General features: G+C 70.7%; 10 protein-coding genes. 7 read left to right on the top strand and 3 right to left on the bottom strand.

All coding sequences use genetic code 11. The annotated features are described in order from the left end of the window. Positions 1-263: 263 nt before the first annotated feature. Entirely contained in the window at positions 264-548 is a 285-nt protein-coding gene (locus FLX07_RS22555) for a hypothetical protein (protein ID WP_142573091.1), read from the bottom strand. 80 nt (positions 549-628) lie between these two features. Beyond that, the gene (locus FLX07_RS22550; RefSeq protein ID WP_142573089.1) at positions 629-865 is read right to left on the bottom strand and encodes a hypothetical protein; all 237 of its coding nucleotides are present in this window, start codon (positions 863-865) and stop codon (positions 629-631) included. Positions 866-1,038: 173 nt separating this feature from the next. On the opposite strand from FLX07_RS22550, the gene FLX07_RS22545 reads away from it, so the two are divergent. From FLX07_RS22545 to FLX07_RS22525, 5 genes are all read left to right on the top strand, one after another. Next, on the top strand, positions 1,039-3,303 hold the full coding sequence (locus FLX07_RS22545) for a TIM-barrel domain-containing protein (RefSeq protein ID WP_223853606.1): 2,265 nt from the start codon (positions 1,039-1,041) through the stop codon (positions 3,301-3,303). 23 nt (positions 3,304-3,326) lie between these two features. Continuing rightward, positions 3,327-4,643, top strand: coding sequence for an ABC transporter substrate-binding protein (locus FLX07_RS22540; RefSeq protein WP_142573085.1), 1,317 nt, complete (start codon positions 3,327-3,329; stop codon positions 4,641-4,643). Positions 4,644-4,876: 233 nt separating this feature from the next. Further along, positions 4,877-5,794 carry a carbohydrate ABC transporter permease gene (locus tag FLX07_RS22535; protein ID WP_189105044.1) on the top strand — a complete coding sequence of 306 codons (918 nt, stop codon included), beginning with the start codon at positions 4,877-4,879 and terminating at the stop codon, positions 5,792-5,794. Further along, positions 5,791-6,630, top strand: a complete 840-nt coding sequence (locus tag FLX07_RS22530; RefSeq protein WP_229689887.1) for a carbohydrate ABC transporter permease — start codon at positions 5,791-5,793, stop codon at positions 6,628-6,630. The genes FLX07_RS22535 and FLX07_RS22530 overlap by 4 nt, the downstream gene beginning before the upstream one ends. A gap of 58 nt (positions 6,631-6,688) precedes the next feature. Continuing rightward, positions 6,689-9,619 (top strand): glycoside hydrolase family 3 protein, encoded by a 2,931-nt coding sequence (locus FLX07_RS22525; RefSeq protein WP_142573081.1) that lies wholly within the window; start codon positions 6,689-6,691, stop codon positions 9,617-9,619. A gap of 153 nt (positions 9,620-9,772) precedes the next feature. Here the strand turns inward: FLX07_RS22525 and FLX07_RS22520 are convergent, their stop codons facing one another. Further along, the gene (locus FLX07_RS22520; protein WP_142573079.1) at positions 9,773-10,150 is read right to left on the bottom strand and encodes a hypothetical protein; all 378 of its coding nucleotides are present in this window, start codon (positions 10,148-10,150) and stop codon (positions 9,773-9,775) included. A gap of 178 nt (positions 10,151-10,328) precedes the next feature. Between FLX07_RS22520 and FLX07_RS37110 the strand changes: the two genes are divergently transcribed. After that, positions 10,329-11,849 carry a serine/threonine-protein kinase gene (locus tag FLX07_RS37110; protein ID WP_208762328.1) on the top strand — a complete coding sequence of 507 codons (1,521 nt, stop codon included), beginning with the start codon at positions 10,329-10,331 and terminating at the stop codon, positions 11,847-11,849. Positions 11,850-11,851: 2 nt separating this feature from the next. Further along, complete coding sequence (locus FLX07_RS37105; RefSeq protein ID WP_208762327.1) at positions 11,852-13,243, top strand: serine/threonine-protein kinase; 1,392 nt, start codon at positions 11,852-11,854, stop codon at positions 13,241-13,243. The last annotated feature ends 845 nt before the right edge of the window (positions 13,244-14,088 follow it).

Genomic DNA, 14,088 nt, shown 5'->3' with positions numbered 1-14,088 from the left:
GAGGAAGTCAACATCTCCTCCAGACGCTTGACCGTCCTGCTCGTCGTCGGCCTCCGCCGGATGCGCCACGGCCGAGAGCACCGCGAGCTCCGGGCTGGCGCGGGCCTGGTCGGGGTCGGTGATCAGCGGTATGCGGCCGGGGTCGATCGCCAGCGGGGTGATGGCGCCGCCCGGGCCCAGGTGGATCGTCCTCTCGCACCATCGTGCCGTCGAGCGATCCGGGCAGATGACCAGCAGTGCGGTGTCGCACTTGTGCTGTGACCTCAACGTCGTGACATAAACCGGCCAGCTGAACCGCTTCCCGGCGTCCCGGCCCTGCTGGCCTCCACGATCACGGCCATCACCGCGGTTCCGGTCTCGTCCCGGACGACCACCACCGAGTCGGCGCGGAACTCGATCGGCGAGGGCTGGGTGCTGTCGGCCGACTCCACGCGCGCGGCGGCGAAGGGCGGCAGCTCGATCCTCTTCACGCAGCGCAGCAGCTCCAGCGCGGTCTCCGGCCGGTTGCGGATGAGCTCGATCGGCATCTCGTGCGCAATACCAGGCATGGCGGGGACGTTACTGAACGCTGTCGGTCGATTACGGAGTGTTGATTGAAATGGCGGCTATTGGCGGCTATTAAAAGCCCTCAGGGCTCGGGAATGGCTTCCCATTCGTGGCAGGGGCTGAGCGCGTGGTGCTGGTAGATCACGCCGACGGCGGGGTGGGACCAGCCGAGCGCTACGGTCGCGCTCTCCGTGTGCGGGACCGGCTCGCCGAGGTCGGCGGCGGTGACGGGCTGGCCGCCCGGGCCGCAGACACACTCCGGGCTGCCCTCGTGGCCGATCACGTCGTCGAGCGGCATCACGTGTACGAACCTGTCCATGTCACCTACCTAGCCGGGGATTGCCGTCACGTTACCCCAGACAGACACAAATCGGAACAACTCGGACAGTCTGAAGCGACTCCGAGCCATTGACCTTTGTTGGGATGGACGGCAAACTAACTCCAAATCGCCGGATGAGCCGATGGAGTGCCGCAATGCCGTATCGTCCCCCATTGATCGCGCGCGAGTTCTTCGTGGCGGATCCTCCCGAGCTTCCGGTGCGCGAGCCGGGGGAGGAGGGCCTGTCCGCGCTGACCAGCGCCGAGGTGGTGGCCTCCGACGGGAAGGGCGTGACGCTCAAGGGCTCCACCTCGGCGGAGGAGACGCTCGTCGTGCAGATCACGGTCGCTGGCGAGGGGGTGATCCGGGTGCGTCTGTCGGAGGACCCCGACGCGCGCACCCGATCCGCCCGCGCGATCTCGATGGTCACCCCCGGCGAGTACGGCGAGGCCGTCGTGGAGGCGAGCCACAGCCGCGTGATCGTCGACGCCGGGTCGCTGCGGGCCGAGGTGCGGCTGAACCCGTGGAACCTGCGCTTCACCGACCGGGCCGGCCGCACGCTGGTGGAGCAGGACCCCGGCCACCCCGACATCAGCGGCCGGCTGCGCACGCTGCCGTTCGGCCGCTCCACGGTGGACGGCGCCCCCGTCGCCTACCACGACACGTTCGTGGCCCCGGCGGACGAGGCGTTCGGCGGCTTCGGCGAGTCGTTCACTCCGCTCGACAAACGCGGCCAGCGCCCGCTCATGTGGAACTTCGACGCCTTCGGGGCCGAGTCGCAGCGCGCGTACAAGAACGTGCCCTTCTACCTGTCCAGCAGGGGATACGGCATCTGCGTCGACAGCGGCACGCCCGTCGAATTCGACATGTGCCAGTCCACGCATAGCGCCGTGCAGATCATCGTGCCCGACGACCTCGTCGACTACTACGTGATCGCGGGACCGACCCCCGCCGAGATCCTCGACCGGTTCGACGGGCTGACCTCCCGGCCGGAGCTGCCGCCGAAGTGGGCGTTCGGCACCTGGATCTCCTCGGGCTTCTTCCGTGACAGCCAGGAGCGCGTGCTGCAGCGCGCCACGAAGATCAGGGAGCGGGGCATCCCCTGCGACGTGCTCCACCTCGACTGCTACTGGCAGGCGGACGGGCACTGGTCGGACCTCCAGTGGGACCCCGAGACGTTCCCCGACCCGGCGGGCATGCTCGCCACGCTCAAGGACCAGGGCTTCAAGGTCTGCCTCTGGATGAACTCCTACATCTCGCACCTCAGCCCGGCCTTCGCCGAGGCGGCGCGGAAGGGCTACTTCCTCAGGCGGCCCGACGGCGAGACGTACGTCGCCGACACCTGGCACGGCTCCTACCCCGCCTGCGGCATCGTGGACTTCACCAATCCGGAGGCGGTGGAGTGGTTCAAGGGCCTGCTGCGCGACCGCCTGCGCGAGGGCGTGGCGGCGTTCAAGACCGACTTCGCCGAGGGCGTCCCCGCCGACGCCGTGGCATTCAACGGCATGACCGGCACAGAGCTGCACAACGTCTACGCGCTGCTGTTCAACGACATCGTCGCGGACGTGACCCGCGAGGTGAACGGGCACGGCCTGGTCTGGGCCCGCTCGTCCTACCTCGGCGGTCAGCGCCACTCGGCCCAGTGGAGCGGCGACTCCGACACGACCTACCCCGCGATGGGCAGCACGATCAGGGGCGGCCTCTCGCACGGCCTGTCCGGCATCCCGTTCTGGAGCCACGACGCGGGCGGCTTCAGCGGGACGCCCAGCCCGGACCTCTACATCCGCTGGTCGCAGTTCGCCGCGCTGTCCCCGCTCGTGAGGTTCCATGGCACGACCACCCGGGAGCCCTGGGAGTTCCCGCCGCACGCCGAGCAGGCCGCCGTCGAGGCCCTGCGGTTGCGCTACCGGCTCATGCCGTACATCTATTCGGCGGCCGTCACCGCGGCCGAGACGGGTGCGCCGATGCTGCGCGCCCTGTGCGTCGACCACCCGGACGACCCGGTGGCCTGGCAGGCGGACCTGGAGTATCTTCTCGGCACCGACCTGCTCGTCGCCCCGATGACCTCCGCCGACGGCACCCGGAAGGTCTACCTGCCCTCGGGGGTGTGGGTGGACTACTGGACGGGGGAGGCCGTCGACGGCGGGCGTTACGTCACGGTGTCGCCGCCGCTCGACCAGATCCCGCTGTTCGTACGGCACGGCTCGCTGATCCCGGTCGCCGAGCCGGGCGTCACGGTGGCCGACGACCCCCGGGTCTCGCTGCTCGCCTTCGGCCCGCCGGAGGGCGAGAGCCGTACGACGATCAGGGACCTGGACGGGGACACGACGGTCACGGCGGTGCGGGACGGCGACAGGCTGGTCGTCACCGCCGAGGGCCCCAAGCAGATCGACGGCGTCGAGTTCGTGGGCCCCGGCGTCCCGGTCGTCATCAACTAGACACACCCCCCTGGAGAAAGACCATGTTCGCAGTAGGCAGGAGCGCGGCGGTGGCGGCACTGGCCGCGGCCGCGCTGGCGCTCAGCGCGTGCGGTGGATCCTCTGACGAATCCGATAGCGGCAGCGGTGGCTCCGCCGTGGGCAAGACCCTCACCCTCTGGCACTACGAGACCGGCAACAGCGCCATGGGCACCGCCTGGGCCCAGGCGATGAAGGAGTTCGAGGCGAGCCACCCCGGCGTCAAGGTGAAGTTCGAGGAGAAGGGCTTCGAGCAGATCCAGAAGACGGCGTCGATGGTCCTCAACTCCGACGAGGCGCCCGACATCATGGAGTACAACAAGGGCAACGCGACGGCCGGTCAGCTGTCCAAGCAGGGCCTGCTCACCGACCTGAGCGAGCAGGCGACCAAGCGCGGCTGGGACAAGCTGCTCAGCCCGTCGCTGCAGACCACCGCGAAGTATGACGAGCGGGGCATCATGGGCTCGGGCAAGTGGTTCGGCGTGCCGAACTACGGCGAGTACGTGATGGTCTACTACAACAAGGACATGTTCGATAAGGCGGGCGTCGAGGTGCCCACCACGTTCGACGAGTTCACCGCCGCGCTCGACACGTTCGCGAAGAAGGGCACCACCCCGATCGCGATGGCGGGCGCCGAGTATCCCGCCCAGCAGTTGTTCTACCTGCTTGCCCTGAACAAGGCCGACCGCGCCTGGATCGACTCCTTCGAGCTCTACAAGGGCAAGGTCGACTTCCACGGCCCCCAGTTCACCTACGCCGCCCAGACCTTCTCCGACTGGGTGAAGAAGGGCTACATCGCCAAGAACTCGGCCGGCATGAAGGCCGAGGACATGGGCGTGGCGTTCATCGGCGGCAAGTTCCCGATCATGGTGTCGGGAAGCTGGTGGTTCGGCCGCATGCAGGAGGAGATCAAGGACTTCAAATGGGGCTCCTTCCTGTGGCCGGGCCAGTTCGCCCCGGGCTCCAGCGGCAACATCTGGGTCGTGCCGGAGAAGTCCGAGAACAAGGACCTCGCCTACGACTTCATCGACATCACGATGAAGAAGGAGACCCAGAACCTGCTCGGCAACTCCGGCGGCATCCCCGTCGCGGCCGACCCCGCCGCGATCAACGACGAGCAGAACAAGGAGCTCATCGAGAACTTCAACAAGCTCTCGACGCAGGACGGGCTGGCCTTCTACCCTGACTGGCCGGCTCCCGGCTACTACGACGTGCTCGTCGCCGGCGTCCAGGAGCTGATCAACGGCAACAAGAAGCCCGAAGAGGTCCTGGACGAGATCGCCCAGCCGTACGACGACAACCTGGCCGACATCGGCGGCTAGTCCCGGCACGGGACCGCCTTTCCCTCCGACCCCGGCGGCGGGGCTACCTGACCGGTCTTCGCCGCCGGACCCCTTCCTTCTGGAAAGGTCTGCACGTGACTCCTCCGTCCCCTGAAGAGGACGGCTTCTCACCGGCCCCGACTGCGGCAACCGGAGCAGGCGACGGGCACGCCCCGGCCGATTCGCCCTACGGGCATGCGGAGACGGTGCCGGGGAAGAGATCCTTGCGCCGGGTGGATCCCGCGCCCGGCGCCGGCGCGGCCCGCCCGCGCGGGAGGGGTGGCTACTGGCTCTACCTGGTTCCGAGCCTGGTGCTGTTCCTCGCGATCATCGTCGTCCCGTTCCTGATGAACGTGGCGACGAGCTTCACCCGCTGGTCCGGCGTCGGCACCCCCACCTGGATCGGGCTCGACAACTACACCAAGCTGTTCAAGGACGAGCGCTTCTGGGCGTCCTTCGAGCACAACGTCGCACTGATCATCGCGATGGCCGTGGTGCCCACGATCATCGGCCTGGTCCTCGCCGCCGCGCTGTTCGACTACATCGCCAAGCGGTTCGGCGGGCGTACGGCCTCGGCCCTGCGTGCGGCGTTCTACCTGCCGCAGGTGCTGCCCGTCGCGGTGGCCGGCGTGGTGTGGGGCTGGATGCTCCACCCGTCGTACGGCGCGGTGAACCAGATCTTCGGTATCGAGGTCAACTGGCTCGGCGACCCCGACATCGCGCTGGCGACGGTCATGGCGATCATGGTGTGGTTCCAGCTCGGCTACCCGGTCGTCATCTTCATGGCCGGGCTCCAGCGGGTCGACCCGTCGCTGTACGAGGCGGCCGAGATCGACGGCGCCTCGTGGTGGCGCAGGTTCTGGCACATCACGATTCCGCAGATCCGGCCGGAGATCTTCGTGGTTTTGCTGACCTGCACGATCGCGGCGCTCAAGGTGTTCGGGCCGATCTTCGTGCTCACCAGGGGAGGACCCGGCTCCGCGACGATGGTGCCGTCGTACTTCTCCTACTTGAACTTCTTCCAGAAGGCCAACGTCGGGTACGGCTCGGCGATCGCGACCGTGCTCGCCCTGATCATCGTCGTGGTGACCTTCCTCTTCCTGCGAGTCCAGGAGGGCGGCCAGGAGCGTGACCAGGAGAGTGACTCGTGAACGCCGATCGCACCTTCCGCCAGCCGGGACGATGGGCCGTGCTCGCGGCACTGGCCGTGCTCGCGGTCGTGATGCTCTTCCCCTTCGTCATCGTCACGCTCAACGCGTTCAAGTCCCCGGCCGAATACTCCGCGGGCGGCCCGCTGAGCCTGCCCCACGGGTTCTACCTCGACGGGATCGTCGCCTTCTGGGATCGCGTCGACTTCGGCCTGAAGCTCTGGAACAGCCTCCTGATCAGCGGCGTCGTCGCGGTCGCCGCGGTGGTGCTGTCGCTGCTCAACGCGTACGCGCTGGGCATCGGCAGGGTCCGCGGCCGGCTGTGGATCCTCGTGCTGTTCCTGGTCGCCAACACGCTGCCGCAGGAGGCGCTGGTCTACCCGCTCTACTACCTGTCGAAGGAGGTGGGGCTGTACGACTCGAAGCTCGCCGTCATCCTGATCTTCACGGTGATCCAGGCGGCCTTCGGGACCTACCTGCTCTCGTCGGTGCTCGGGCAGTTCCCCCGGGGAATCCTGGAGGCGGCCGAGATCGACGGCGCGAGCAGGCGGCGGATGCTGTGGGGCATCGTCGTGCCCATCAGCCGCCCGACCCTCTCGGTGCTGCTCATCTTCTTCTTCATCTGGACGTGGAACGAGTTCTTCCTGCCGATGGTCTTCCTCATCTCCAACGACAACCAGACCGTGCCGGTCGCCCTGGGCGTCCTGCAGGGCGAGAAGATGATGGACGCCACCATGTCCAGCGCGTCCGCGCTGCTCGGCATCATCCCCGCCGTGGCCTTCTTCCTGATCTTCCAGCGCACGCTGACCCGTGGCGTCACGGTCGGCGCGATCAAGTAACACCCCCGAACGAGTAACACCCCCCGAATAACGCGTCACTACCTGACCTGGAGGCGCAATGTCCCATCGCCGTTCGGCGATGCTGTCCGCGTCGGCGGCCCTGGCTCTGGCACTGAGCCTGGGCGCCGGCCCCGCGAGGGCGGCCGACGACTATCCGTTCCGCGATCCGTCGCTGCCGCTCGCCCAGCGCGTCGACGACCTGCTCGGCCGGCTCACACCGGACGAGAAGGTCGCGATGCTGCACCAGTACGCCCCCGCGATCGACCGCCTCGGCATCAAGCTGTTCAAGACGGGCACCGAGGCGCTGCACGGCGTCGCCTGGTCGACCGACTACACCAACAACGGCGCCGTGGTCACCGCCAAGGGCACCGTCTTCCCCCAGGCGGTCGGCCTGGCCAGCACCTGGGACACGGCGCTGATCAAGCGGGTCGGCTCCGCCGTCGGCGACGAGGCCCGCGGCTACCACGCCGAGAACCCCACCGTGTGGGGGCTCAACCTCTGGGCGCCCGTGGTCAACCTGCTGCGCGACCCCCGCTGGGGGCGCAACGAGGAGGGCTACTCGGAGGACCCGACGCTGACCGGCGCCATCTCCACGGCGTACGGCTCGGGCCTGGAGGGCGACGATCCCGACCACCTGAAGACGGCGCCCACGCTGAAGCACTACCTGGCCAACAACAACGAGGTCACCCGCGACACCTCGTCGTCGGAGCTGCCGCCGCGGGTGAAGCACGAGTACGACGAGGCGGCCTTCAAACCGGCCATCGCGGCCGACGCGGCGACCGGTGTGATGGCGTCGTACAACCTCGTCAACGGCCGGCCGAACACGGTCAACCCCGACCTGGACGACGTGGTCCGCTCGTGGACCGGCCGGGCGCTGTTCAACGTCACCGACGCCGGCGCCCCGAACAACCTGGTCAACTCCGAGAAGTACTACGCCACCCAGGCCGAGGCCGACGCCGCGCTGATCAAGGCGGGGCTCGACAGCTTCACGGTGGACGACGCCAACGGCGCTCCGACGGCCGCGGCCGTCAAGGAGGCGCTGTCGAAGGGGCTGCTCACGCAGGCGGACGTGGACGACGCGGTCCGGCACCAGCTCGGCATCCGCTTCCGGCTCGGCGAGTTCGACCCCGACGGCGGGCCGTACGCGAAGATCACCAAGGATGTGGTCAACAGCCCGGCGAACCAGAAGCTGGCCCGCGAGACCGCGGCCAAGGCGATGGTGCTGCTCAAGAACTCCGGCGGTGCGCTGCCGCTGAAGCCCGGCAAGAAGGTCGCCGTGGTCGGCCCGCTGGCCGATGTGCTCTACACCGACTGGTATTCGGGCAGCCTGCCGTACAAGGTGACCCCACTCGACGGAATCAAGGAGCGGGCCGCGTCGGTGGCCTCCTCCGAGGGCGTCGACCGCATCGCGCTGAAGGACGTCGCCACCGGGAGGTACATCAGCGCTCCCGCGTCCGGCGGCGACCTCAAGGAGAGCGACACCACGGTCGGCGCCACCTCCACGTTCGACGCGTTCGACTGGGGTCAGGGCGTGCTGACGCTGCGCAGCGTGGCCAACGGCAAATACGTCAGCCGGGCCAACTGGTCCACCCTGGCCAACACGGCCGACCAGCCATCCGGCTGGTTCGTGCAGGAGCAGTTCACGCTGGAGCCGCAGTCCGACGGCACCTCCCTGCTGCGGTACGCCGGTTACGAGACGGCCTTCGACTGGTTCGGGCCGGACACGTACGTCAAGGCGGCGGCCGACGGCACGCTCAGCCTGACCACGGCCGACCAGGCCACGCACTACGCCAAGGAGGTCGTCTCCCGCGGCGTGGACGACGCCGTCGCCACGGCCAGGGCCGCCGATGTGGCGGTCGTCGTGGTCGGCAGCATGCCGTTCATCAACGGCCGCGAGGACCACGACCGCACCGACATGAACCTCGCCGAGGGCCAGGAGGCGCTGGTCAAGGCCGTGAAGGCGGCCAACCCGAACACGGTGGTGGTGCTGGAGAACAGCTACCCGACCACGATCAACTGGGAGCAGGACAACATCCCCGGCATCCTGTGGACCACCCACGCGGGCGCCGAGACCGGGCACGCCCTCGCCGACGTGCTGTACGGCGACGTCAACCCGGCCGGGCGGCTCACCCAGACGTGGTACCGGTCGGCCGCCGAGCTGCCGGGCATCCTCGACTACGACATCGTCAAGAAGGACCGGACGTACCTGTACTACCAGGGCAGGCCGCTCTACCCGTTCGGGTACGGCCTGTCGTACACGTCGTTCTCCTACCAGGGCCTCAAGGCGGTGCCGAAGGGCGACGCGTACGAGGTCTCGGTCAAGGTGACCAACACCGGCTCCCGGGCCGGCGACGAGGTCGTGCAGCTCTACACCCACCAGCACAAGTCGCGGGTGAAGCAGCCGGTCAAGCAGCTTCGCGCGTTCCAGCGGGTGACGCTGGCGCCGGGTCAGACGAGGACGATCGCCTTCACCGTCAAGAAGAGCGACCTGGCGCTCTGGGACGTCACGCGGAACAAGTGGACCGTCGAGAACGCGACCCACGACCTGCTCGTCGGGTCGTCCTCGGCGAACATCCGCCAGCGGGCGACGATCAACGTCAAGGGCGAGAACATCCCGCACCGCGACCTGTCGAAGACCACCCGGGCGGTCGACTTCGACGACTACTCGGGCATCCACCTGGTCGACGAGACCAAGGTGCGCGGCGACGCGGTGGCGGGCGCGAACGGCGGCTGGATCGCGTTCAAGGACGTCCAGCTCCGCAAGCCCCGCACGGTGACGGCCGGGGTGGCCGCCACGGGCGGCGGGACCATCGAGGTGCGCCTCGGCTCGCCGACCGGCGCGAAGGTGGCCGCGATCCCGGTCGCCGCGACCGGCGGGATCTACAACTGGGCCGCCGCGACCGCTCCCGTGTCCGGCGCGAACGGCGTGAAGGACGTGTACCTGGTCTTCACCGGCGACGTCCGGATCAAGGACTTCGCCCTGAGCTGAGGCTCCCCGCCGAGAACGACGGACGCCCCGCGCGCGCACGTGCGCGGGGCGTTCCGCCTGCGCGGGCGACAAGCGGGGCGGGCGGACTGATCGGCTCCGACCGGGCGTGACGCGTCGGGCGTCATGCGCCAGGGGCGGCCGGTGGCGCGTTCATCACTCCGTGTTCGTGCCGGGGGGAGTCCACGTGCTCTGGCGGACGTTGCAGGCGCGGGGCCGCCGCCTGCAGAAACTGCCCTGGGAGTTACTGGCGCCGCTCACGCTGATGGTGGCCTGCTGCAGACCGGCGCCGTTCTTCAGACTGCCGAACGCCAGGTAGTTCCTGACGTTCCTGCCGCTGCCCACGTTGATGCTGGACCGGTTGGCGTTGATGTCGCCGCCCTGCCCGCCGCCCGATCCCCAGCCGTGGGGGATCGGCGCCGCGATCGCGGATGCCGCGGACCAGGGGAGCACCGAGGCCGCGATCGCGAACACGGCCGCGGCGGTGAGCCCGGCCACACGGGGGAGCGCGTCGCGCGCTGCATGACACACCATCTCCGCCGGCTCCGCTCCCTCTGACGACGTGGCCCGACGAGTTGGATACCCCGATGTGCCGCGTCTCTCCCGGCTCACGGTGATCCGCGCCGTACCGGTAACCGGTTCTTTGCCGGGCGGTGAGGCGGGTTCCGCACCCGGCGGGCGTATCGATCACGCTTTCGCTATTCTCCCCGATATGGCCGAATCGCTCAGGGGGACGCTGGCCTCGCGATACCACCTGCTGCGCCCGCTGGGCTCCGGCGGCATGGGCACGGTGTGGCTGGCCAGAGACTCCGTGCTCGACCGCGAGGTGGCGATCAAGGAACTCCGCCTCCCGGACGGCCTCGGCGAGCGCGAGCGGGCCGAACTGATCGCCAGGGTCATGCGCGAGGCAGAGGTCACGGCGCGCGTCCGGCATCCCGGGATCGTCGCCCTCCACGACGTGCTCCTCCAGGACGGCAGGCCGTGGATCGTCATGGAACTGCTGCACGGCCACGATCTCGCCCGGCAGATCTCCGCGTACGGGCCGCTGCCGTACCGGCAGGTGGCGGACCTCGGCGCCCGCCTGCTCGACGCGCTGTCGGCCACGCATGCCGGGGGCGTGCAGCACCGGGACGTGAAGCCGGGCAACGTCTTCCTCTCCTCGGACGGCCGGGTGCTCCTCACCGACTTCGGCATCGCCCGCCCCGCCGACCAGGCGTCGATCACCGAGGCGGGCCTGATGGTCGGCTCACCGGGCTTCATCGCGCCGGAACGGCTCGCGGGCGATCCCGGCGGCCCGGCCGCCGACCTGTGGTCGCTCGGCGCCACCCTCTACACGGCCGTCGAGGGCGTCGCCCCCTACCAGGGCTCGCATTCGGAGGTGATCCGGGCGACCCTCACCCGGGCTCCCCGTCCGCCGGTGCTCGCGGGACCGCTCGGCCCGGTGCTGACGTGGATGACGGCGCGCGATCCGGCCGCCCGCCCCGACGCGCCGACCACGCTCACGCTGCTGCGGCAGGTGGCCGACGGCGGCACTCCGGACCTCGATCCCCGGCACGGCCTGCGCATCGAGTCGCCGAAGCGGCGCCACCGGTGGTGGTACGCGGCCGGGGCCGCCGCCGTGGCAGGCGTCGCGGTCGCCGTGGCCGCCGTCGTGCTCTCCGTCAGGGCGGGCGAGCCGCCACACGATCCCGTACGCCGGGTCTCGCCCACCTTCGACGGCGCCGTGGACCTGTGCCGGGCGCTCCCGGCCGGCGAGGTGCGGCGGATCGTGGGCGCTTCGGCGCAGACCCGGCCGGGGCCGGGGAAGACGAGCTGCCAGTGGACCGTGAAGGGCAGCGGCGTCGAGCTGAGCGCCGAGACCGACTCCGACACCCCCGCGCCGTGGGGGCTCGACACGGCCTCGGCGACCACGCTGATGGAAGGGCTGCGCAGGCAGTACGCGTCGGGGCCGAACGACGTGAGCTGGCTCTGGTACGAGATCGGCCTCGACCAGAGGACCCAGGTCATCGAGACGGCCGGACGGGACACGCCGGACGTGGCCGACGAGGCGTTCGCCGTCGACCTCACCACGCCGGAGGGCAGGGCACAGGCCACCGACGTGTACTTCAGGCTCGGCGATCTCGTCGTACGGCTCCGGTACGCCGACCTCGACGTGAGCTCACCGGCCGCCCTGCGGGACGGGGCGATCGCGGCGGCGGCGTCGGCGGCCGAGGGCCTGAGGGGGCTGGCCTAGCCGTGGACCTGCTCGCCGGGCGGTACCGCCTCGCCGAGCCGCTCGGTGAGGGCGGCGGCGGCACGGTCTGGCGCGCCCGCGACGAGCTGCTGCACAGGGAGGTGGCGATCAAGCAGCTGCACGTCCCGCCGGACCTGGACGACCGGCAGCGCGCCGACTTCCTCGGCAGAGCCGTCGACGAGGCCCGGGCCGCCGGACGGCTCACCCACCCGTCCATCGTGACGGTCCACGACGTCGTCGGGCACGCCGGGCAGCCGTGGATCGTCATGGACCTGGTGCCGGGCCGCTCCCTCGACAAGATCATCAGGGAGGACGGACCGCTCGCCTCCGAGCGCGTGGCCGAGATCGGGCTGGCCGTGCTCGACGCGTTGGAGGCGGCCCACGCCCGGGGCATCGTGCACCGCGACGTCAAACCGGCCAACGTCCTCATCGGGCCGGACGGCCGCGCCCTGCTCACCGACTTCGGGATCGCCGCGCCGCTGGGCGGCGCCGGGCACTCCTGGCAGAGCTCGGCGGGCTCGCCCAACTACATGGCCCCCGAACGGTTTCGCGACGAGCCGGACGGCCCGCCCTCCGACCTGTGGTCCCTCGGGGCCACGCTCTACACCGCCGTCGAGGGGGAGCCGCCCTTCCACCGGAACATGGCCGCCGCGCTCGTCGCCGCCGTCCTGCTCCACGAGCCCCGGCCGATGACCCGGGCCTCGCGGGTGCTCGCATGGATCGTGCTCGCCCTGCTCGACAAGGAACCGGCGCGGCGTCCGCCCCCCGACGTCGTACGGCAGGCACTGCAGGCCGCTGCCGCGCCGCCCGCTCCCGTCCCCGCGGACCGGTCCGCCGGAATGTGGCGCTTCGTCGCCGTGGCGGCCCTGGTGGTCGTTGTCGGCCTCGCGGCGGGACTGGGCGCCTGGCTGCTCGTGTCCGGGAAACAGGGCGGCTCGGGGCGGTTCGCCGCCGTCCCCGACGCCTGCCGCAGCCTGACCAAGGCGCAGATCCATGACCTCCTCGGGGCCACACCGCGTGGGGAACCCGCAGCCGAGGGGCGATGCGAGTGGAAGGAGCACACCACCGGCCACGATGGGGCGATCACGGTCGCCTACCGGTTGCCGTCCGAAGGGGAGGGGGAGGCGGCGGCCTCCCGCGACCTCGCGGCGGAGCGCGCCGCGCGGGGCGCCGCCGCGCGCGACCGGGCCGGGATCGCCGACGAGGCCTTCACCTGTGACTCCGCCGACTCCGCCGACTCCACTGCCGGAACCACCGGGGCCACGGTCTGGTTCCGCCTCAGCAATCTCATCGTCGAGGTCGCCTACCGGCGCGCCGGTGACCCCTCGGTCACCCCGGCCGACCGGCGCACGGCCGAGCGCGCCGCCGAACTCGTCGGCATCGGGCTCGGGTGACCTCCCGCTCTGCATCTGTAGGAGACCCCCATGACCAGCGGTGACGACGCCCCCGTCGAGCCCGGACAGACGCCTCCCCCGGACGACGGCCCCCCGCAGGGCATGCCGCCGTACCCGCCGCAGGGCCATCCCGGCCCGGGAGTTTCGCCCTACCCGCCCGCGTACGGCCCGCCGCCCGGTTCCCCGCCGGGCGGGTACCCCGCCGGTGCGCAGCCGGGTGCGTACCCCGGTTCCCAGCCAGGTCCGCCGCAGCCGGGCGCGTATCCCGCCGACTCCCCGCCCGGTTCGCAGCCCGGCGCGTATCCCGCTGGTTCCCAGCCACAGCCCGGTCCGTATCCCGGCCCGCAGCCGCCGCCCGGCGGGTACCCCGCCGGTTCCCAGCCGCCCGCGTACGGCCAGCCGCCCGGTTCCCAGTCGCCCGGCGCGTACCCCGCTGGTTCCCAGCCCGGCCCGTATCCAGGTCCGCAGCCCCCCGCGTACGGCCAGCCGCCCGGCTCGCAGCCGCCGCCGGGCGGGTATCCCGCCGGGTCTCAGCCGCCAGGCGGGTATTCCGCTGGTTCGCAGTCGCAGCCGGGTGCGTACCCCGGTGGCCAGCCGGGTCCGTATCCCGGTTCGTACTCCGGTCCTCAGCCCGGTCCTCAGCCCGGCCCGCAGCCGGGCGCGTATCCGGGTGCCGCGCCCGGTGGCGTTCCGCAGCCCGGTGGATACCCCGGCGCTCCGGTCGGCCAGGGCCGGCCGCAGCCGGGGCCGCCGGGGCCGCCGGGGCCTCCGGCCGGGCAGCCGCCGCAGTCGCCTCAGTCGAATCCCTATCCCTATCCGTCACAGGGAGGACAGGGCGGCCCGCC

This window comes from Microbispora bryophytorum (genome assembly GCF_006874465.1).
GTDB lineage: Bacteria > Actinomycetota > Actinomycetes > Streptosporangiales > Streptosporangiaceae > Microbispora > Microbispora bryophytorum.
This window is presented reverse-complemented; position numbering and strand designations above follow the sequence as displayed.

What these genes read in the sequence shown, in the direction of transcription:
- FLX07_RS22555 (WP_142573091.1), bottom strand. Translation starts at nt 548, where the DNA reads ATGCCTGGTATTGCGCACGAGATGCCGATCGAGCTCATCCGCAACCGG.
- FLX07_RS22550 (WP_142573089.1), bottom strand. Translation starts at nt 865, where the DNA reads ATGGACAGGTTCGTACACGTGATGCCGCTCGACGACGTGATCGGCCAC.
- FLX07_RS22540 (WP_142573085.1), top strand. Translation starts at nt 3,327, where the DNA reads ATGTTCGCAGTAGGCAGGAGCGCGGCGGTGGCGGCACTGGCCGCGGCC.
- FLX07_RS22525 (WP_142573081.1), top strand. Translation starts at nt 6,689, where the DNA reads ATGTCCCATCGCCGTTCGGCGATGCTGTCCGCGTCGGCGGCCCTGGCT.
- FLX07_RS22520 (WP_142573079.1), bottom strand. Translation starts at nt 10,150, where the DNA reads ATGGTGTGTCATGCAGCGCGCGACGCGCTCCCCCGTGTGGCCGGGCTC.
- FLX07_RS37110 (WP_208762328.1), top strand. Translation starts at nt 10,329, where the DNA reads ATGGCCGAATCGCTCAGGGGGACGCTGGCCTCGCGATACCACCTGCTG.